At 68.6% G+C, this 18,691-nt stretch carries 15 protein-coding genes; 9 read left to right on the top strand and 6 right to left on the bottom strand.

The annotated features are described in order from the left end of the window. The first annotated feature begins 99 nt into the window (after positions 1-99). Genes fliP through ABNQ39_RS30485 form a run of 4 tightly spaced genes read left to right on the top strand, consistent with a single transcriptional unit; the run spans position 100 to position 2,980 of the window. A complete protein-coding gene (fliP, locus tag ABNQ39_RS30470; protein WP_376965273.1) occupies positions 100-885 on the top strand; it encodes a flagellar type III secretion system pore protein FliP in 786 nt (261 codons plus the stop codon). Positions 886-889: 4 nt separating this feature from the next. Beyond that, the gene (locus tag ABNQ39_RS30475) at positions 890-1,174 is read left to right on the top strand and encodes a hypothetical protein (protein ID WP_376965275.1); all 285 of its coding nucleotides are present in this window, start codon (positions 890-892) and stop codon (positions 1,172-1,174) included. A 9-nt stretch (positions 1,175-1,183) separates the two neighbouring features. Beyond that, positions 1,184-2,212, top strand: coding sequence for a flagellar motor switch protein FliG (locus tag ABNQ39_RS30480; RefSeq protein ID WP_376965277.1), 1,029 nt, complete (start codon positions 1,184-1,186; stop codon positions 2,210-2,212). A gap of 45 nt (positions 2,213-2,257) precedes the next feature. Beyond that, positions 2,258-2,980, top strand: coding sequence for a hypothetical protein (locus ABNQ39_RS30485; RefSeq protein ID WP_376965279.1), 723 nt, complete (start codon positions 2,258-2,260; stop codon positions 2,978-2,980). A gap of 52 nt (positions 2,981-3,032) precedes the next feature. Here ABNQ39_RS30485 and ABNQ39_RS30490 read toward each other — a convergent pair whose 3' ends face one another. From ABNQ39_RS30490 to ABNQ39_RS30505, 4 genes are all read right to left on the bottom strand, one after another. After that, the gene (locus ABNQ39_RS30490; RefSeq protein WP_376965281.1) at positions 3,033-3,869 is read right to left on the bottom strand and encodes an aldo/keto reductase; all 837 of its coding nucleotides are present in this window, start codon (positions 3,867-3,869) and stop codon (positions 3,033-3,035) included. A 101-nt stretch (positions 3,870-3,970) separates the two neighbouring features. Then, the gene (locus tag ABNQ39_RS30495; protein ID WP_376965283.1) at positions 3,971-5,635 is read right to left on the bottom strand and encodes an ABC transporter ATP-binding protein; all 1,665 of its coding nucleotides are present in this window, start codon (positions 5,633-5,635) and stop codon (positions 3,971-3,973) included. Positions 5,636-5,646: 11 nt separating this feature from the next. Next, positions 5,647-6,726, bottom strand: coding sequence for an ABC transporter permease (locus ABNQ39_RS30500; RefSeq protein WP_376965285.1), 1,080 nt, complete (start codon positions 6,724-6,726; stop codon positions 5,647-5,649). A gap of 45 nt (positions 6,727-6,771) precedes the next feature. After that, complete coding sequence (locus ABNQ39_RS30505) at positions 6,772-8,166, bottom strand: CmpA/NrtA family ABC transporter substrate-binding protein (RefSeq protein WP_376965720.1); 1,395 nt, start codon at positions 8,164-8,166, stop codon at positions 6,772-6,774. Between the two features lie 822 nt (positions 8,167-8,988). Between ABNQ39_RS30505 and nirB the strand changes: the two genes are divergently transcribed. The 4 genes from nirB (at position 8,989) to cobA (ending at position 15,560) form a co-directional block, all read left to right on the top strand. After that, positions 8,989-11,511 (top strand): nitrite reductase large subunit NirB, encoded by a 2,523-nt coding sequence (nirB, locus tag ABNQ39_RS30510; RefSeq protein ID WP_376965722.1) that lies wholly within the window; start codon positions 8,989-8,991, stop codon positions 11,509-11,511. 6 nt (positions 11,512-11,517) lie between these two features. Further along, entirely contained in the window at positions 11,518-11,910 is a 393-nt protein-coding gene (gene nirD / locus ABNQ39_RS30515; protein ID WP_376965287.1) for a nitrite reductase small subunit NirD, read from the top strand. After that, a complete protein-coding gene (locus ABNQ39_RS30520; protein ID WP_376965289.1) occupies positions 11,903-14,596 on the top strand; it encodes a molybdopterin-dependent oxidoreductase in 2,694 nt (897 codons plus the stop codon). Before nirD ends, ABNQ39_RS30520 begins: the two co-directional genes overlap by 8 nt. Before the next feature lie 214 nt (positions 14,597-14,810). Then, positions 14,811-15,560 carry a uroporphyrinogen-III C-methyltransferase gene (gene cobA, locus ABNQ39_RS30525; RefSeq protein ID WP_376965724.1) on the top strand — a complete coding sequence of 250 codons (750 nt, stop codon included), beginning with the start codon at positions 14,811-14,813 and terminating at the stop codon, positions 15,558-15,560. Here cobA and ABNQ39_RS30530 read toward each other — a convergent pair. Next, positions 15,462-16,244, bottom strand: coding sequence for an NlpC/P60 family protein (locus ABNQ39_RS30530; RefSeq protein ID WP_376965291.1), 783 nt, complete (start codon positions 16,242-16,244; stop codon positions 15,462-15,464). The genes cobA and ABNQ39_RS30530 overlap by 99 nt on opposite strands. 241 nt (positions 16,245-16,485) lie before the next feature. On the opposite strand from ABNQ39_RS30530, the gene ABNQ39_RS30535 reads away from it, so the two are divergent. Further along, complete coding sequence (locus ABNQ39_RS30535) at positions 16,486-17,565, top strand: saccharopine dehydrogenase family protein (protein WP_376965293.1); 1,080 nt, start codon at positions 16,486-16,488, stop codon at positions 17,563-17,565. A 17-nt stretch (positions 17,566-17,582) separates the two neighbouring features. On the opposite strand, the gene ABNQ39_RS30540 is transcribed toward ABNQ39_RS30535, so the two are convergent. Continuing rightward, entirely contained in the window at positions 17,583-18,647 is a 1,065-nt protein-coding gene (locus ABNQ39_RS30540) for a potassium channel family protein (protein ID WP_376965295.1), read from the bottom strand. Positions 18,648-18,691 lie beyond the last annotated feature (44 nt).

Here is an 18,691-nt window from a genome sequence, read left to right on the forward strand (position 1 = left end):
CTGAGCGGCACCTCGCATCCCTGCCTATCCACCCCCTGCATCCCCCTCACCCCGACCCTCTCCCGGGGGGGAGAGGGGGCATTCCCCGAAAGCACCCGCATGCGTCTGCGCCCCCTTCTTCTCCTCCTCGCCCTCCTCCTCGCCGCCGGCCCGGCTGCGGCGGCGCCGCTCGACCTCAACCTCGGTGCGCTCGGATCGCTGGCGGATGGGGGGAGCCTGTCGGGGCGGATCGTCCAGGGCATCGTGCTGCTGACGGTGCTCAGCGTCGCGCCCGGCCTGCTGATCATGGTCACCTGCTTCACCCGCATCATCGTCGTGCTGTCGCTGCTGCGCTCCGCCCTCGGGTTGCAGCAGTCGCCGCCGAACATGGTGCTGGTCAGCCTTGCCATGTTCCTGACCTTCCACATCATGGGGCCGGTGATCGACAGCGCCTGGCAGGACGGCCTGCGTCCGCTGTTGAACGAACAGGTGACCCAGGAGCAGGGGCTGGAGCGGATGATTGAGCCGTTCCGTGGCTTCATGGCCTCGCATGTCCGCGACCGCGATCTGGCCGCATTCGCCGCCTTCACCGCAAAGCCGAAGCCGGCGGGCGAGAGCACGGAACCGGCACGGGACGAGCGGCCGGTGACGGCGGAAAGCGTCGATCTGCGGCTCTTGATGCCGGCCTTCCTGCTGTCGGAGCTGCGCCGCGCCTTCGAGATCGGCTTCCTGCTGTTCCTGCCCTTCCTGGTGATCGACATGGTGGTGGCGGCGATCCTGATGGCGATGGGTATGATGATGCTGCCGCCGGTGATGATCGCGCTGCCCTTCAAGATCATCTTCTTCGTGCTGACCGACGGCTGGTTCCTGATCGCCGGCAGCCTGATCCGCTCCTATGGGGTGTGAGGCGATGGACGACACGCCCACCGGCTTCTCTGCCAATCCCTCTGCCAGTCTGGCCGACAGCCTGCTGGCTCTGGCCCGTCGCCGCGGGGTGGCGGTGCCGGAGGACGGCTCAGTCGCCGGGCTGCTCGCCGTCCTCGATCCCAACCCGCTGATCCCGCATCCGCTGCTGCTGGTGGCCGGGGCGGTGATGGCGGTGGCCTTCCGCCATGACCGCGCGCTGGCCCTGCCGCCGGCCGACATCTCCGATACCGCCTCGTCTTCCGCCCCCTCCGCCGATTGCTCATTCTGAGGTGCCGCTATGGGAACGCCGATCAAGATCCGTGAGAACTACAAAAGCCTGACCGGCATCGAGAAAAGTGCGGTCATCTTCCTGGCGTTGGGCGAGGAGCGCGGTTCCCGGCTGATGGAGCGGCTGGACGAGGACGAAATCCGCCTCGTCAGCCGCTCGATGGCGACGCTCGGCAACGTCACCTCCAATCTGGTGGAGACGCTGATGCGCATCTTCACCGAACGCTTCGCCAATGCCGGATCGGTGGTCGGCTCCTACGACAGCACGGAGCGGATGCTGAACCGCTTCCTGCCGGCCGACCGCGTGACGGAGATCATGGGCGAGATCCGCGGACCCGCCGGCCGCACCATGTGGGAGAAGATGTCCAACGTGAACGAGGGGGTGCTCGCCAGCTATCTGGCCGGCGAATATCCCCAGACGGCGGCGGTCATCCTGTCCAAGATGCGCGCCGACCACGCCGCCAAGGTGCTGGTCCTGCTGCCGCCGGCCGCCCGCACCGAGGTGATTGAGCGCATGATCCAGATCGAATCGGTGCAGCGCGAGGTGCTGCTCGACATCGAATCGATCCTGCACAACGAGTTCATGGCGAATTACGCCCGCACCCACGGCAACGATTCGCTGGAGCGGATGGCCGACATCTTCAACCGCATCGACCGCGAGACGCTGACCGAGATCTTCGACGATCTGGAAACCGTGATGCCGGAGCCGACCCAGCGCATCAAGCAGCTGATGTTCACCTTCGAGGATCTGATGCGGCTCGACCGCGTCTCGCTGCAGGCGGTGATCCGCCGCTGCGACACCGGCCAGCTCGCCATCGCGCTGAAGGGCGCGCCCGTGGCCCAGCGCGACCATTTCCTGTCGGTCCTGTCGGAACGCGCCCGCCTGATCCTGCTGGACGAGATCGAGAATATGGGCCCCTTGCGCATGCGCGACGTCAACGACGCCCAAGCGGAGATCGTGCGCGTCGCCAAGGCGATGGCGGAGGACGGCACCATCATCATCCCGCAATCCGACGACGCCGACGCCGTCGTCTATTGAGCGGAGCGCCAGCGAATGGGGACCATCCGGATGGAGGCCGATTGAATGGCGGGGCGCGACCTCGTTCCCCGGCATGTGCCGCCGCCGAGCCTGCTGGCGGCGCATTTCGCCTCGCCACCGTCAGCCGCTACCCACGCTCCGGTGGACGCCCCGGCCGACGGCGACGAGGCGCCGGCACTGGTGCGCCGTCTGCTCGACCTGCTGGAGTCGCTGTCGCCGGCCGATGCGGTGCTGGCGCGCGGCTGCCTGCCGCGCTGCGATTCGACGTTCGGCGCCGCGCTCGCCCTGTTCCTGGCGGCGACCGCCGGCGGCTGCCGCGGCTGGGTCGGAGCCGACGCGGCGGCACGGCTGGCGGATCTGGACGGCGGATTGCTGATCGACGAGTGCGACCGGGCGCTGGCGTCGCGCTTCCAGCCGGTGGACGGACGGCTGTGGCGGCTGTCGCGCGTGCCCCTGCTCGACAGCGACGACGGGTTGCTCTGTGCCGTCGGGATCGAGGACGGGCTGTCCGACCGCGTTACCCTGGTGCTTCAGGCCCGGCCGCAGCGGCTGGGCCCGGTGCAGCTGATGGCGACGCTGGCCGGCAGGCGGCTGGACGTGACCCTGCGTCTGGCGATGGGCCTGCCGTCCGCCGCCCTGGCCGACCTGCACGAAACCTTTAGCACCGCCCTGGCCGACTGCCGGATCGACGGGGCATTGACCGTCGGCCCGCTGGCCGATGCCTGGCTCGGGCTGGACCAGCCCCTGTCGTCCGATCTGGCGCTGTGACCGGGGCGTTCCGCTCCTTCGGCCATCCCCAGATCGTCGCCCAGATCGTCGCTCAGATCATCGCCAGCGGCTGCTTGCGTTTCGGCGGCGGGAAGGCCTTGTCGATCTCCGCGATGTCCTCGCCGGTCAGGGTCAGCTTGACCGCCTCGGCATTCTCCAGGGCATGCGGCGTCGTGCCGGCCTTGGGGATCGCGATCACCCCCTGCTGCCGCAGCGCCCACGCAATCGCGACCTGGGTCGGTGTCACGCCGTGGCGCTTCGCCACCGCCAGCAAGGCGGGGGAGCGCAGCAGCCGGCCGCCCTGGCCGATGGGGGAATAGGCCATCACCGGCATCCGCGCGGTGTGCTGGAACGGCAGCAGGTCGTATTCGATGCCGCGGTGTTCGGGGTTGTAGAGCACCTGATTGACGGCGCAGCCGTGCAGGTCGGTGGCCTCCGCCAGCTCCTCCAGATCGTCGACGTCGAAGTTGGAGACGCCCCAGCGGGCGATCTTGCCGGCCTGGATCAGCGATTGGAACGCCTCGACCGTCTCCTCCAGCGGCACGCCGCCGCGCCAGTGCAGCAGGTAGAGGTCGATGCGGTCGATCCCGAGCCGCTTCAGGCTGCGCTCGCAGGCCTTGACCGTGCCGATGCGCGAGGCGTTGCTGGGCAGGACCTTGGTGACGATGAACAGCCCGTCGCGCCGGCCGGCGATGGCCTCGCCCACCAACTCCTCCGACGCGCCGTCGCCATACATCTCGGCGGTGTCGATCAGGGTCATGCCACGGTCGATGCCGGCCCGGATCGCGGCGATCTCGGCGGCGCGGTCGCCGCGGCCCTCCGCCATCATCCAGGTGCCCTGGCCGAGAGCCGGGACCTCGGTGCCGTCCGGCAGGGTCACGCGCTTCATCTTCCTCTCTCCCGTCTGTCTCGCCGAAAGACAACAAGCTGGTCCCGGGGGGCCAGCTTGTCGATGGATCTTCGGTGGGCTTTCCGGGGGATGGGACGCCGCTATGCCGCCTTCTTCGGCGCCCCGGCATGGCCGCCTTCGAGGAAGTTCAGCAGCTCCTCGCGGTAGTCGTAATAGCGCGGGTGCTCCAGCAGGGCCTGACGGGTGCGGGGATGGGGGATGTCGACGGTCAGGACGTGGCCGATCTTGGCGTTCGGGCCGTTGGTCATCATCACCACCCGGTCGGCCAGCAGCAGCGCCTCGTCCACGTCGTGGGTGACGCAGACCGCGGTGACCTTGGTGCGCGCCCACACCTCCATCAGCACCTCCTGCAACTCCCAGCGGGTCAGGCTGTCGAGCATGCCGAAAGGCTCGTCGAGCAGCAGCAGCTTGGGCGACAGGGCGAAGGCGCGGGCGATGCCGACGCGCTGCTTCATGCCGTTGGACAGCTCGGACGCCTTCTTGTCCATGCTATCGCCAAGCCCGACGCGAGCGAGATAGTAGCGGGCGATGTCGGCGCGCTCGCCCTTGCTGGCATGGGGGAAGACGCGGTCGACGCCGAGCATGACGTTTTCGTAGGCGGTCAGCCAGGGAAACAGGCTGGGGGCCTGGAACACCACGGCGCGGTCGGGGCCGGCGCCGTCCACCTCCTTGCCGTCCAGCACGATGCCGCCGCTGGTCACGTCTGCCAGCCCCGCCACCATCGACAGCACGGTGGACTTGCCGCAGCCGGAATGGCCGATCAGCGAGACGAACTCGCCCTTGCGCATCTTCAGATCGAAGCCGTCCACCACGGTCAGCGGCCCCTTCGGCGTGGCGAAGGTCTTGGTCAGGCGGGTGAATTCAAGATAGCGATCCTCCATCCCGCGTCCGCCCATCGCCTCGATATAGGCCTTGGGCGGGGGCGAGGCGGTGATCGGCTTCACGTCGGGCAGCGTCAGGCCATCTTCGCCGCCGGTGCCGCGGGCGACGCCGACCTCCATCAGATAGGCGGTGACCTCGGCGCGCAGGCGCTTGAAATCCTCGTCATGGTTGACGGCGGTGCGGTCGCGCGGGCGGGGCAGATCGACGGTGAAGGCTGGACCCAGCGTGGCGTTCGGGCCGGGGGTCAGGGGCACGATGCGGTCGGCCAGCAGGATCGCCTCGTCCACGTCGTTGGTGATGAGGATGACGGTCTTGCGGTCCTTGCGCCAGATCGCCTCGATCTCGTCCTGAAGCTTGGCGCGGGTCAGGGCGTCGAGCGCCGACAGCGGCTCGTCCAGCAGCAGCATCTCCGGGCTCATGGCGAGCGCGCGGGCGAAGCCGACGCGCTGGCGCATGCCGCCCGACAGCTCCTTCGGCCGGCGGTCGGTGGCGTGGCCCAGACCGACCGTCTCCACCGCCCGGCGGGTCAGCACGCCGCGTTCGGCACCGCCCTTGGCCTTGTGGACGGCATCGACCGCCAGGGCAACATTCTCCTTCACGCTGAGCCAGGGCATCAGCGAGTAGGACTGGAAGACCAGCCCGCGTTCCGGACCGGGGCCAGTGACCGGCTTGCCGCGGTAGAGCACTTCGCCGGCGTCCGCCATCGCCAGCCCGGCGATCAGGTTGATCAGCGTCGACTTGCCGGAGCCGGAGAAGCCGACGATGGCGACGAACTCGCCCTCTTCGATCGACAGGTCGATGTCGCGCAGCACGGTGTTGCCGCCGTAGGACTTCGACACACCCTTCAGGTCCAGGATCGCCATGGCCGGTCTCCTTAGCGGGCGGGGCTGTGGCTGACGGCGGACTGGAGCGCCAGCATCACGCGGTCGAGCAGAAAGCCGATCAGGCCGATGGTGAAGACCGCCACCATGATCCTGGCGAGCGAGCTGGCGGAACCGTTCTGGAACTCGTCCCAGACGAACTTGCCGAGGCCGGGGTTCTGGGCCAGCATCTCCGCGGCGATCAGCACCATCCAGCCCACGCCCAGCGACAGGCGCAGGCCGGTGAAGATGAAGGGCAGGGCCGACGGCAGCACGAGGCGGCGGACCATGGTGAAGCCGGAGAGCTGAAGCACCTTGCCGACATTCATCAGGTCGCGGTCGATGGAGGAGACGCCGACCGCCGTGTTGATCAGGGTCGGCCACAGCGAGCACAGCGTGACGGTGATGGCGGAGGTCAGGAAGGACTTCTCGAACAGCGGGTCGCTGCCCGACACGGTGGCGCTGACCACCATGGTGACCAGCGGCAGCCAGGCCAGCGGCGACACCGGTTTGAAGATCTGGATCAGAGGGTTGATCGCGGCATTGACGGTCGGCGACAGGCCGCTCGCTACCCCCAGCGGCACCGCCACCAGGGCGCCCAGCAGGAAGCCGGTGAAGACCGTCTTCAGGCTGGTGAAGATCTGGTCGATGTAGGTCGGCTTGCCGGCATAGGGGCGGGTCTTGACCTCCGCCTTCGGGTCCTTCGCCAGGATCTCGGCGTTGCGCTTGGCCTGCCGGTCGTAGAAGGCGGCCTCCTTGGCGCGTTCGGCCTTGTGGTCGGCATAGAGGTTGGTCGCCTGCTCCCACACCTGGGCCGGGCCGGGGATGGCGCCGAGGCTGGTCTGTACCTGCGGGGCGGCCCAGCCCCAGGCGGCGAGGAACAGCAGGATGGCGGTCAGCGGGATGCCCATCTGACGCCACAGCTCGACGCCCTGCTGGCGCGGGTTCTCGCCGGCGGCGAGCCGCAGCAGCGGCGCCAGCCAGCCGAGGCCGATTGTGGTCAGGACGGCGGCGACGCGGTTGAGGGTATGGGCGCGGCGGGCCTTGCGCTGGGCGCGGGCAAGGTCGGCGGAGGTGTCGGTCAGGCTGGTCATGGCGGGGTGTCCCTGGCTGTCGGTGATGGGGGAACGTGGGGGCGCTTACCCGCCCACCACCTGACCGCCCTCGATCTTCTGGTTGCCCTTCAGGCCGATGGGCTGCTTGGCGAGGTAGTCGTTCGGCTTGTGGCCGTCATAGGGGATGCCGTCGATGAAGCCGTTGTCGACCGGCTTGTAGCCGTCGCTCTTCCACGGGAAGTCGGCTTCCTTGGATTTGCCCTCCTCGACCAGCAGCTTCGCGGCCTGGAGATAGATGTCCGGCTTGTAGACGCTGCGGGCGGTCTCGTCGTACCAGGCGTCCGGCTTGGCTTCGGCGATCTGGCCCCAGCGGCGCATCTGGGTTAGGTACCAGACGGCGTCGGAATAGAAGGGGTAGGTCGCGTTGTAGCGGAAGAAGACGTTGAAGTCGGGAACGTCGCGCTTGTCGCCCTTCTCATACTCGAAGGTACCGGTCATCGAATTGGCGATGACCTTGGCGTCGGCGCCGACATATTCGGACTTGGCGAGGATCTTCACCGCTTCGGCGCGGTTGGCGTTGTTGTTCTCGTCCAGCCACTGGGCGGCGCGGATCAGCGCCTTGACCACGGCCAGATGAGTCTTGGGATTTTTCTTCGCCCAGTCGTCGGTGACGCCGAAGACCTTCTCGGGGTTGTTCTTCCAGATCTCGGTGTCGGTGATGACCGGCACGCCGATGCCCTTGACCACTGCCTGCTGGTTCCACGGCTCGCCGACGCTGTAGCCGTAGATGGTGCCGGCCTCCAGCGTCGCCGGCATCTGCGGCGGCGGGGTGACCGACAGCAGCGCGTCGGCGCCGATCTGGCCCGACACGTCGGTCGGGCTGTAGAAGCCGGGGTTGATCCCGCCCGACGCCAGCCAGTAGCGCAGCTCGTAATTGTGGGTCGAGACCGGGAAGACCATGCCCATATTGAAGGGCTTGCCCTCGGCCTTGTACTGGGCGATCACCGGCTTCAGCGCGTCGGCCTTGATCGGGTGGAGCGGCTTGCCGTCGGCGCCGTTGGGCACATTGGCCTTCATCTTCCGCCAGACGTCGTTCGACAGCGTGATGCCGTTGCCGTTCAGGTCCATCGAGAAGGCGGTGACGATGTGCGCCTTGGTGCCGAAGCCGATGGTGGCGCCCAGCGGCTGGCCGGCCAGCATGTGGGCGCCGTCCAACTCGCCGGAGATCACACGGTCGAGCAGCACCTTCCAGTTCGCCTGCGGCTCCAGCGTGACGGACAGGCCCTCATCCTCGAAGAAGCCCTTCTCGACGGCGATGGCGAGCGGCGCCATGTCGGTCAGCTTGATGAAGCCGAGCTTCAGCTGGTCCTTTTCGACGTCGAGTGGGGCGGCGATGGCAGAGACGCCTGCGGTCAGGGCGACGGCCGCGGCAGCGGATGCGAGAAGGTGGCGGAGGGTGCGGGAGGCGGTGCGGGAGATTTGGGCCACGTCGGTTGCTCCATCTCTGAAATCCGGACCAGCGGTCGGGCGTGCGACACCGGTGACGATTTTCTGGGCAAGTCCCGGGCTGGCTGTTTTTCGGGCAGATGGCTGTAGAGGTGCCTTGGCCGTCGAAAGCGTCCAGCGGGATCGACCGGAAAAGCCTTATGGAAAGGCTTGTCGATACCGGGGTCGGCAACACTGCCGGGGGCTGGCCCATCATTGGACGCTTGGGATGCACGCACCGTCGTTGGCGCGTCTCTGGTCCCCCTCTTCGCAAGCCTCATGCCAAAGGATGGTTTTTGCCGAAAAATCGGCCGGAGCGGTTGAATCTGTTGGCTATGACCCGGCGGAAGGTATGAGGAACCTGTCGAGTGCATTGGGTCGTCTGCCGCTTTTTGCAGCGCACACAAGGCGGGATGGCGATGCTTTGTGCAATACCTAAGCATGATCCAAAAATAGGCACCTAGGTATCGGGCAGGGTGAGGCAGGCGAGGCCGCGGAATCCCTGGAGTTTTGCCGTGAACGGCCGGTCACGCGGCGATTGGCACGCGGATTGCGAAGGGGATGCCGAGACAACAGCGGGTGCCAGCAACGTCGCCAGTGCCCGCGACACCGCCAAAGCCCACGCGACGACGCGCGGATTTGGCTCTGGTTCGACGACGAACCGCCCGGACAACGGCGTCCGAACAGGTTTGCACCCGCCTTTGCGATTCACTCGCGGGGCAGGGACGCAGGCCCGTTCGGACGCCTTTCTTTTTGGCCCCGTGCCTGACTTCGCAGCAGGCCGGACACGATAGACGAGGCAGACGCGCCATGGACATGCATCTCTCATCGAACAACGGGCCCGCCGTCGAATCCAACGAAGCAGAACTGCACAGCGCCGGCCCGGTCAGGGAAAGGCTGGTGGTGGTCGGCAACGGCATGGCCGGCATGAAGACAGTGGAGGAACTGCTGGCCAAGGCGCCCGGCCGCTTCGACATCACCGTCTTCGGTGCCGAGCCGCATCCGAACTACAACCGCATCATGCTGTCGCCGGTGCTGGCGGGCGAGAAGACCTTCGACCAGATCGTGCTGAACAGCCGCGAGTGGTACGACGCCAACGGCATTGCGCTGCTGACCGGAGAGGCGGTGGAGGGCATCGACCGCGAAGCGAAGATGGTGGTCTCGCAGTCCGGCCGTGTCGTTCCCTATGACCGGCTGCTGATCGCCACCGGCTCCATGCCCTTCATCATCCCGGTGCCGGGATCGACCCTGCCGGGCGTCATCGGCTTCCGCGATCTGGCCGATGTCGACGCCATGCTGGCGGCGGCGGCGAAGGGCGGGCGGGCCGTGGTGATCGGCGGCGGGCTGCTGGGGCTGGAAGCCGCCAACGGTCTGCGCGTCAAGGGCATGGAGGTCACCGTCGTCCATCTGATGCCGACGCTGATGGAGCGCCAGCTCGACCCGTCGGCCGGCATGCTGCTGCAACGTGAGCTGGAGCGCCGCGGCATCGAGGTGCTGACCGGCGCCGATACCGCCGAGATTGTTGGAAGTAATCCGGGGGGCGACGGCTGGGTCAGCGCGGTTCGGCTGCGGGATGGGCGCGAGCTGCCGGCAGACATCGTCGTCATGGCGGTGGGCATCCGTCCCAACATGGCGCTGGGCAAGGCCGCCGGGCTGGAGTGCGGGCGCGGCATCCGCGTCGATGACCGGATGCGCACCAGCGACCCGTCGATCTACGCGGTCGGCGAATGCGTCGAGCATCGCGGCGTCACCTGGGGGCTTGTCGCCCCGCTGTTCGAGATGGCGAAGGTGCTGGCCCATGACCTCGCCGGTGGGGAGGGTGCCGCCTACACCGGCTCCGTCACCTCGACCAAGCTGAAGGTCACCGGCGTCGATGTCTTCTCCGCCGGCGATTTCTCGGGTGGGGCGGGGACCGAGGACATCGTCTTCCGCGATGCCGCGCGCGGCGTCTACAAGCGGCTGGTGCTGAAGGACGGCAAGCTGCTGGGCGCCGTGCTCTATGGCGACACCAAGGACGGCGCCTGGTACTTCTCGCTGCTGAAGGACGGCGCCGACGTGTCGGCCGAGCGCGATACCATGATCTTCGGCCAGGGGTTCGGCAGCGCCGATGCCGGCGACCCCAACGCCGCCATCGCAGCCTTGCCCGACAGTGCGGAGATCTGCGGCTGCAACGGCGTGTGCAAGGGCACCATCGTCAAGGCGATCACCGAGAAGGGCCTGACCAGCCTGGACGAGGTGAAGGCGCACACCAAGGCGTCGGCCTCCTGCGGCGGCTGCTCCGGCACGGTGGAGCGTCTGCTGGCGGTGACGCTGGGCGACGGCTTCACCGCCGCGCCCAAGGTCAAGTCGATGTGCAAATGCACCCACCACACCCATGATCAGGTGCGGGCGGCCATCGTCGACCGCGGGCTGAAGACCATGGCCGAGGTGTTCCAGGCGATGGAATGGACGACGCCCGACGGCTGCGCATCGTGCCGGCCGGCGCTGAACTATTACCTGCTGTGCGCCTGGCCGGGTGAGTACCGGGACGACTACCAGTCGCGCTACATCAACGAGCGCGCCCACGCCAACATCCAGAAGGACGGCACCTATTCGGTCGTGCCGCGCATGTGGGGCGGCCTGACCAATGCGGCGGAACTGCGCGCCATCGCCGACGTGGTCGACAAGTTCGCCATCCCCACCGTGAAGGTCACCGGCGGCCAGCGCATCGACCTATTCGGCGTGAAGAAGGAGGATCTGCCGGCTGTGTGGGCCGACCTCAACGCCGCCGGGATGGTGTCGGGACACGCCTATGCCAAGGGACTGCGCACGGTGAAGACCTGCGTCGGGTCGGAGTGGTGCCGCTTCGGCACGCAGGATTCGACGGGGCTGGGCGTGAAGCTGGAGCGGCTGACCTGGGGCACCTGGACCCCGCACAAGGTCAAGCTGGCAGTGTCCGGCTGCCCGCGCAACTGCGCCGAGGCGACCATCAAGGATCTGGGCGTCGTCTGCATCGACAGCGGCTACGAGCTGCATGTCGGCGGCAACGGCGGCCTGCATGTCCGCGCCTGCGACCTGCTGGTCCGCGTGGGCACGGAGGAGGAGGTGCTGGAATACACCGGCGCCTTCATGCAGCTCTACCGCGAGGAGGCCCGCTATCTGGAGCGCACCGCGCCGTGGGTCGAGCGGGTCGGGCTCGACCACATCAAGGCGGCGCTGGTCGATGATCCGGAGCGGCGCCGGGCGTTGAACGCGCGCTTCCTGTTCTCGCAGACCTTCTCGCAGGACGACCCGTGGGCGGAGCGCGCCGCCAAGGGCGTCGACCGTCACGAATTCAATCTGCTCGCCGAAGTGGGGTAACCGATCATGGACAGCATCGTCATGGAAAACACCACGTCGGAAACGGTCTGGACCCAGGTCGGCAGCATCGACGACATCCCCGTGTTGGGCTCGCGCGTCGTCCGCACCCCCGACGGCGACATCGCCCTGTTCCGCACGGCGGCCGACGAGGTCTTCGCGCTGGAGGATGCCTGCCCGCACAAGCAGGGACCGCTGTCCCAGGGCATCGTCCATGGCCGCCGCGTCACCTGCCCGCTGCACAGCTGGGTGATCGAGCTGGCGACCGGCGAGGCCGTCGCCCCTGACGAGGGCCGCACCGGCCATGTCCCGGTGCGGGTGGAGGGGCGCAGCGTCTCCCTCGCGCTCGCCGAGGCCAAGCTGTCGCGCGGCGGCTGCCGCAAGGCCTGCGGCCATGTTTGACGGGCCTGACCCAAGCGGGGGGTCGTCCTCCGGACCGGCACGGGAGGTGAAGACCACCTGTCCCTATTGCGGGGTCGGGTGCGGGGTGATCGCGACGGTGGCAGCGACTGGTGCCGTGACTGTGCGCGGCGATGCCGACCACCCGGCGAACCGGGGACGGCTCTGCTCCAAGGGATCGGCGCTGGCCGACACGCTGGTGCCGGACGGGCGGCTGCTGCACCCGGAAATCGGAGATCGGCGGGTGTCGTGGGACGAGGCGCTGGACGAGGTGGCCCGGCGCTTTTCCGACACCATCGCCAAGCATGGGCCGGATTCGGTCGCCTTCTACGTCTCCGGCCAGTTGCTGACCGAGGATTACTACGTCGCCAACAAGCTGATGAAGGGCTTCATCGGCTCGGCGAACATCGACACCAACTCGCGGCTGTGCATGGCCTCGTCGGTCGTCGGGCACAAGCGGGGGCTGGGGGCCGACGCGGTGCCGGGGACTTACGAGGATTTCGAGTGCGCCGATCTGGTGGTGCTGGTGGGGTCCAACCTCGCCTGGTGCCACCCGGTGCTGAACCAGCGGCTGCTGGCGGCGCGGGCCGAACGCGGCACGCGGATCGTCGTCGTCGATCCGCGGCGCACCGACTGCGTCGATGCCGCCGACCGCCATCTGGCGCTGAAGGCCGGCACCGATGCGCTGCTGTTCAACGGGCTGCTGGCTTACCTAGAAGGGCATGGCCATCGCGATGCCGGCTTCGTCGCCGCCCATGCCGAGGGGGTCGAGGAGGCGCTGGCCGCCGCCCGCGCCGACGCGCCGGACATCGCGACGGTGGCCCGCCGCTGCGGGCTGGAGGCTGCGGAGGTTGCCGCCTTCTATGCGGAGTTCGCCGCGACGGACCGGGTGGTGACGGTCTATTCGCAGGGGGTCAACCAGTCCTCCCAGGGCAGCGACACCGTCAACGCCATCCTGAACCTGCATTTCCTGACCGGGCGCATCGGGCGGCCCGGCTGCGGCCCCTTCTCCGTCACTGGGCAGCCGAACGCCATGGGCGGGCGCGAGGTCGGCGGGCTGGCGAACCAGCTCGCCGCCCATATGGGCTTTACGGCCGAAGAGGTGGACCGGGTCGGCCGCTTCTGGAATGCGCCGCGCGTGGCGGCCAAGCCGGGGCTGAAGGCGGTCGATCTGTTCCGCGCCATCGAGGCCGGCACGGTCAAGGCGGTGTGGATCATGGCGACCAACCCCGCCGTCAGCATGCCCGACGCCGGGCGGGTGCGGCGGGCGCTGGAGCGCTGCGGGACGGTGGTGGTCTCCGACTGCATCCGCGACACCGACACCGGCCGCTTCGCCCATATCCGCCTGCCGGCCAAGGGGTGGAGCGAGAAGGACGGCACCGTCACCAACTCCGACCGCACCATCTCGCGCCAGCGGGCCTTCAAGGCGGAGGCGGGGGAGGCGCAGGCCGACTGGTGGATCGTCACCCAGGTCGCCCGCCGGATGGGGTTCGCCGACGCCTTTCCCTATGAGAGCGCCGCCGAACTGTTCCGCGAGCATGCCGCGCTGTCGGCGTTCGAAAATGGCGGGACGCGAGCCTTCGACATCGGGGCGCTGAGCGGGCTGGACGATGCCGGCTATGACGCGCTGGCGCCCTTCCCCTGGCCCTGGCGGGCGGGGAGCGAGCCGCAGAAGCGGCTGTTCGGCGACGGGCGGTTCTTCACCGCGGACGGGCGCGCCCGGATGCTGGCGGTGACGGCGAAGCCGCTGCCGCGCAGCGTGCCCGACGGCGCCCTGCTGCTGAACACCGGCCGGCTGCGCGACCAGTGGCACACCATGACCCGCACCGGCCTGTCGGCGCGGCTGTCGGCCCATGCGCCGGAACCGCGGCTGGACGTCAATCCCGCCGACGCGCTGGCGCGGGGGCTGGTGGATGGCGGGCTGGCCCGCATCACCACCGTAGCCGGGGAGGCGCTGGCCCGCGTCCGCGTCACCGATGCCCAGGGCGAAGGCACCGTCTTCCTGCCGATGCACTGGACCGAGCGCTTCACCGGCGATTGCGTCATCGGCCGGCTGGTCGACGACGAGGCGGTAGACCCGCTCTCCGGCCAGCCCGACCTGAAGCGGATGCCGGCGACGGTCCTGCCCTGGCGGCCGGACTGGACCGCCTTCCTGCTGGTCCGCCATGCCGTGGAGCCCGGGCATGGCGGCTATTGGGCGCGCCGCGCGGTGGCGGGCGGGCATCTGGTGGAGATGGCGGGGACGGGGTCGATCCCGGCGGTGGAGTCCTGGCTGCCCGGTCTCGATCCGGCCGAGGCGGTGGTCGAGTTCCGCGACGAGGCGCGCGGCGGCCTGCGCATGGCCTGGATGAAGGGCGACCGGCTGGAGGCCTGCCTGTTCGTCGCCGCCGACGGGCGTTTGCCGCCGCGCGGCTGGCTCGCCGGGCTGCTGGAAACGGACAGTCTGGAGGACGGCGCGCGGGCCGGGCTGCTCGCCGGCCGGGCGCCGGGAGTGCCGGCGGATGAGGGGCGGATCGTCTGCGCCTGCTTCAGCGTCGGCATCAACCGGCTGGCCAGCGCCATCCGCGACCGCCGGTTGACCAGCGTGGCGGAGATCGGCGCGGCGTTGAAGGCCGGCACGAATTGTGGATCCTGCGTGCCCGAACTCAAGGAGGTGCTTCGTCATGCCCACCAGCGCGAAGTGGCTTGATGGTCTTGCGGCGCTGGCGCGCCTCTTGGTGCCGCGGTTCGCTGGCGCTGGAGGCGGTGCCTCGTCCTTTCCTCCTCCCCCTTGGGAAAGGGCCGCTGCGCGTCCCCCTCACCCTAACCCTCTCCCCGGGGGGGAGAGGGGATCTTGCTCTGCTCGGCAAAACAAGTGCGGACAAGTCACCCTCGTCGGCGCCGGTCCCGGCGACCCGGATCTGCTGACCGTCGCGGCGGTCAAGGCGCTGGCGGCGGCCGAAATCGTGCTCTACGACGCTCTCGTCGGCGACGGCATCCTCGACCTCGCCCATCCCAACGCCGAGCGCATCTGTGTCGGCAAGCGGTCCGGCCGGCATTCGCTGCCGCAGGGGGAGATCAACGCGCTGATTGCCTTCCATGCCCGGCGCGGCAAACGGGTGGTGCGGCTGAAGGGCGGCGACCCGATGGTGTTCGGCCGGGCCGGCGAGGAGATCGAGCATCTCGACAGCCTCGGCATTCCGGTTCGCGTCATCCCCGGCATCACCGCGGCGCTCGGCTGCGCCGCCTCGACCGGACTGTCTCTGACAAAGCGCGGGGTGTCGCGCGCCGTCACCTTCGTCACCGCCCATGGCCGCGACGGCGAGCGGTTCGAACCGGACTGGGCGCGGCTGGCCGATCCGCAGGGCACGCTGGCGATCTATATGGGACGCGAGCAGGCGCGCGCGGTTGGCCAGGGGCTGACCGGGGCTGGGCTGCCCGCCGCGACGCCGGTGCTGGCGGTGGAAAACGGCTGCCGGCCCGACGAGCGCCGCTACTGGACGACGCTCGGCCGGATGGCGGAGCAGGGGGTGGCCGCCGGCAAGGGGCCGACCCTGCTGCTGGTGGGCGAGGCGCTACGCCCGCGCAACGCCGTCAATGACATGGTTGGGACGGCGGACCCCATTGACCTCCGCACGCTTGGCGACCTCGCTGAGCGGCTCGATCACGACTGACATGGTGAAGACGGTGGCGTGCAGCAGGTTCGTCCCGTCCACCATCAGCCCGACATGGCCGGGGAAGAAAACGATGTCGCCGCGCCGATACTCGACGCCGCGGCCGTCTTCGGACACCCACGCCCCCAGCCGCTCGTCCTTGCGCTGCATGCCGCTGCTGTGGTGGGAGACCACCCCGGCCGCCGCCATGGCGGTCAGCACCAGCCCGGAACAGTCGATGCCGAAGCTGCTGCGCCCGCCCCAGACATAGGGCGTCTCCAGAAAGCGCAGGGCGGTGGCGATGTGGTCGGTGGCAGGCGCGGCGTCCACCGGTTCCAGCCAGCCGGCGAACAGCCACAGCCCGTCGTCGGTGCCGACCCAGCCGTTTTCGGCCCGGCCGTCCAGCGTCACCAGTGACCCGAAGCTGAGCGTCGCCACCGGCGGCGCCCGGTGCGTCGGGCCGGGGTGCAGGTCGGCGCGCAGAGCCCGCACGCGGTGGGTGGGGGCCACCGGCTCCCGATGCGCGGTGCCGGGGGGCAACCAGCCGACATGGCCGTCGAAGGCGTTCTCCGCCCGCAGCCAGCCGTCACGCTCCTCCAGAATGTGGAAGCGCTCGCCGCGGATCATCTCGCTGGTCTGGGCGATGCCGTTTTGCGGCTCTTCCAGCAGGACGGCGTGTGGGGCGGTCAGTTGGCGAAGGGTCATGGGGACGGGCCGGATTTGGGGAAACCGGCTGCGACCTTAGCGCTGCCGCCGCGGTGGTGCGAGGGATAAAGCGTGTCCGTCATTTCGACGGGATTTCCGTCATTCCGCCGGAAAACTCAAGCGCCACCGGCGCATTGCCCGGTTCTGCTCGGCCGCATCCGCCGACATCTTTCGTGTGCGGGCCAAACCATCGGCATGGCTCGCCAACACGGGACACGGCTGAACAGAGGAGCGGGAGACCATGGCAACGATGAAGGTTCTGGTTCTGGGTGCGGGCAAGATCGGCTCGATGATCGGCACGCTGCTGTCGGAGACCGGCGATTTCGCCGTCACCATCGGTGACCGGGACGAGGCGCTGCTGTACCGCGCCGAACAGGCCGGGCTGCGGGTGACACGCGTCGATGTCGAGGATCCGGCGTCCCTGCGCGCCGCCATGGCAGGCCAGCAGGCGGTGTTGAGCGCCTGCCCCTTCACCCTGACCCCGGCCATCGCCACCGCCGCCGTCGCGGCCGGCGCCCATTATCTCGACCTGACCGAGGATGTCGCCGCCACCCGCAAGGTGAAGATGCTGGCGGAGACCGCCAACACGGCACTGATCCCGCAATGCGGTCTGGCGCCGGGCTTCATCTCCATCGTCGGCCATGATCTCGCCCGCCGCTTCGACGAGCTTCACAACCTGCATCTCAGGGTCGGCGCCCTGCCGCAATACCCGACCAACGCCCTGAAATACAATCTGACCTGGAGCACCGACGGGCTGATCAACGAGTATTGCAACCCGTGCGAGGCCATCATCGACGGCCGTCCGCACGAGGTGATGCCGCTGGAGGGCGACGAGCGCTTCGCGCTGGACGGCGTCGATTACGAGGCCTTCAACACCTCGGGCGGGCTGGGGTCGCTGTGCGAGACGTTGGCCGGCAAGGTGCGGAACCTCGACTACAAGACCGTGCGCTATCCCGGCCACCGCGACATCGTCCGCCTGCTGATCCGCGACCTGCGGCTGGGCGAGCGGCGCCACCTGCTGAAGGACGTGCTGGAGACCGCGGTGCCGTTGACCCTGCAGGACGTGGTTCTGGTGCTGGCGACCGCCACCGGCATGCAGGACGGCGAGTTGCGGCAGGAGACCTTCGCCACCAAGATCTACAGCAAGCCGATTGCCGGCCGCACCTGGAGCGCCATCCAGGTCACCACCGCCGCCGGCATCTGCGCCGTGCTGGACCTGCTGCGCGAAGGATCCATCCCGCAGGCCGGCTTCATCCGGCAGGAACAGGTGCCGCTGGATGCCTTCCTGAACAACCGCTTCGGGCGGCATTACAAGGGGTGAGGCGATGGGGGCCGATCCTAGTTGGATTGGCTCCCCTCGGCCGGCGGGCTGATGATCAGCAGGGTGTCCTGCGGCTGGATGATGTAGCGGTTGCGTTCGGTGAAGGGGATGTCGCGGCCGTGGCTGTGGACCTGCACCACCATGCCGACGGTGACCTCCGCCATGGTCAGGCCGACCTCGTCCGGCTCCGCCCGCCGTTCGCTGAGCACCATCTGCCCGCCGGCCGACATCAGGTCGCACAGGAAGGGGGTGGCGTAGCGCGTCTCCACCGCGTCGGCCATCAGGTAGCCGCCGATCTTGGGCGGCGACACCACCAGATCGGCGCCGCTGAGGTTGGCGAGCTTGATGTTCTCCTCCTGCTTGATGTTCGCCACGATCTTGGTGGCGGCGGACAGGTGGCGCACGGTCAGGATCACCAGGATGGTGGTGTCGTCGCGCCCGGTGCTGACGATCACCGCCTTCGCCTTGCCGACACAGGCATTCTTCAGCGTCTCCTCGCTGGTGCCGTCGCCGAGCAGGCCGATGAAGCCGCAGTCGGCCGCCAGCTGGATGCGGTCCTCCGACTCGTCGATGACGACGATGTGGTCGGCGGGGTGGCCTTTCGAGACGGTCTCCTGCGCGGCGATGAAGCCGCTGTGCCCGAAGCCGCACAGCACGATGTGGCCCTGCAGCTGCTTCTGAATGCGGCTCAACCGGAATTCCTCCACGATCCTCTGCACCACCAGCTCATAGGCGGTGCCGAGAAAGATGAACCAGATGAAGATGCGGATCGGCGTGACGGCGAAGGCGTCGATCAGCCGGGCGGTGTGGCTGACCGGCACGATGTCGCCATAGCCGACGGTGGTCACCGTGATCATGGCGAAGTAGAGGATGTCGGGAAAGCTGATGTGGCCGTCGATCTGGTCCTTCAGCCCGTCGCGGTCGAACCAGAACACCGCGATGACCAGCGCGATCAGGGCGGCGACGATGCCGACGCGCAGCAGCAGGGTCTTTTCCGCCGACAGGCCGGAGCGAACATGCAGAAGCCGCCCCTTGCGCAGGGATGGCTTGGTCCGGCGTCTGTCCTGAAGTCTCCGTTCCACCGCTTCCCGCATCCGCCGTTGGTTCGTACGGGGCTTGTCGAAAG

Source organism: Azospirillum sp. A26 (genome assembly GCF_042604635.1).
In the GTDB taxonomy this organism is placed as follows: domain Bacteria; phylum Pseudomonadota; class Alphaproteobacteria; order Azospirillales; family Azospirillaceae; genus Azospirillum; species Azospirillum palustre.

Excerpts from the sequence above, each read along its gene's own strand:
- fliP (WP_376965273.1), top strand. The coding sequence starts at position 100 with ATGCGTCTGCGCCCCCTTCTTCTCCTCCTCGCCCTCCTCCTCGCCGCC.
- ABNQ39_RS30475 (WP_376965275.1), top strand. The coding sequence starts at position 890 with ATGGACGACACGCCCACCGGCTTCTCTGCCAATCCCTCTGCCAGTCTG.
- ABNQ39_RS30480 (WP_376965277.1), top strand. The coding sequence starts at position 1,184 with ATGGGAACGCCGATCAAGATCCGTGAGAACTACAAAAGCCTGACCGGC.
- ABNQ39_RS30485 (WP_376965279.1), top strand. The coding sequence starts at position 2,258 with ATGGCGGGGCGCGACCTCGTTCCCCGGCATGTGCCGCCGCCGAGCCTG.
- ABNQ39_RS30490 (WP_376965281.1), bottom strand. The coding sequence starts at position 3,869 with ATGAAGCGCGTGACCCTGCCGGACGGCACCGAGGTCCCGGCTCTCGGC.
- ABNQ39_RS30495 (WP_376965283.1), bottom strand. The coding sequence starts at position 5,635 with ATGGCGATCCTGGACCTGAAGGGTGTGTCGAAGTCCTACGGCGGCAAC.
- ABNQ39_RS30500 (WP_376965285.1), bottom strand. The coding sequence starts at position 6,726 with ATGACCAGCCTGACCGACACCTCCGCCGACCTTGCCCGCGCCCAGCGC.
- nirB (WP_376965722.1), top strand. The coding sequence starts at position 8,989 with ATGCATCTCTCATCGAACAACGGGCCCGCCGTCGAATCCAACGAAGCA.
- nirD (WP_376965287.1), top strand. The coding sequence starts at position 11,518 with ATGGACAGCATCGTCATGGAAAACACCACGTCGGAAACGGTCTGGACC.
- ABNQ39_RS30520 (WP_376965289.1), top strand. The coding sequence starts at position 11,903 with ATGTTTGACGGGCCTGACCCAAGCGGGGGGTCGTCCTCCGGACCGGCA.
- ABNQ39_RS30530 (WP_376965291.1), bottom strand. The coding sequence starts at position 16,244 with ATGACCCTTCGCCAACTGACCGCCCCACACGCCGTCCTGCTGGAAGAG.
- ABNQ39_RS30535 (WP_376965293.1), top strand. The coding sequence starts at position 16,486 with ATGGCAACGATGAAGGTTCTGGTTCTGGGTGCGGGCAAGATCGGCTCG.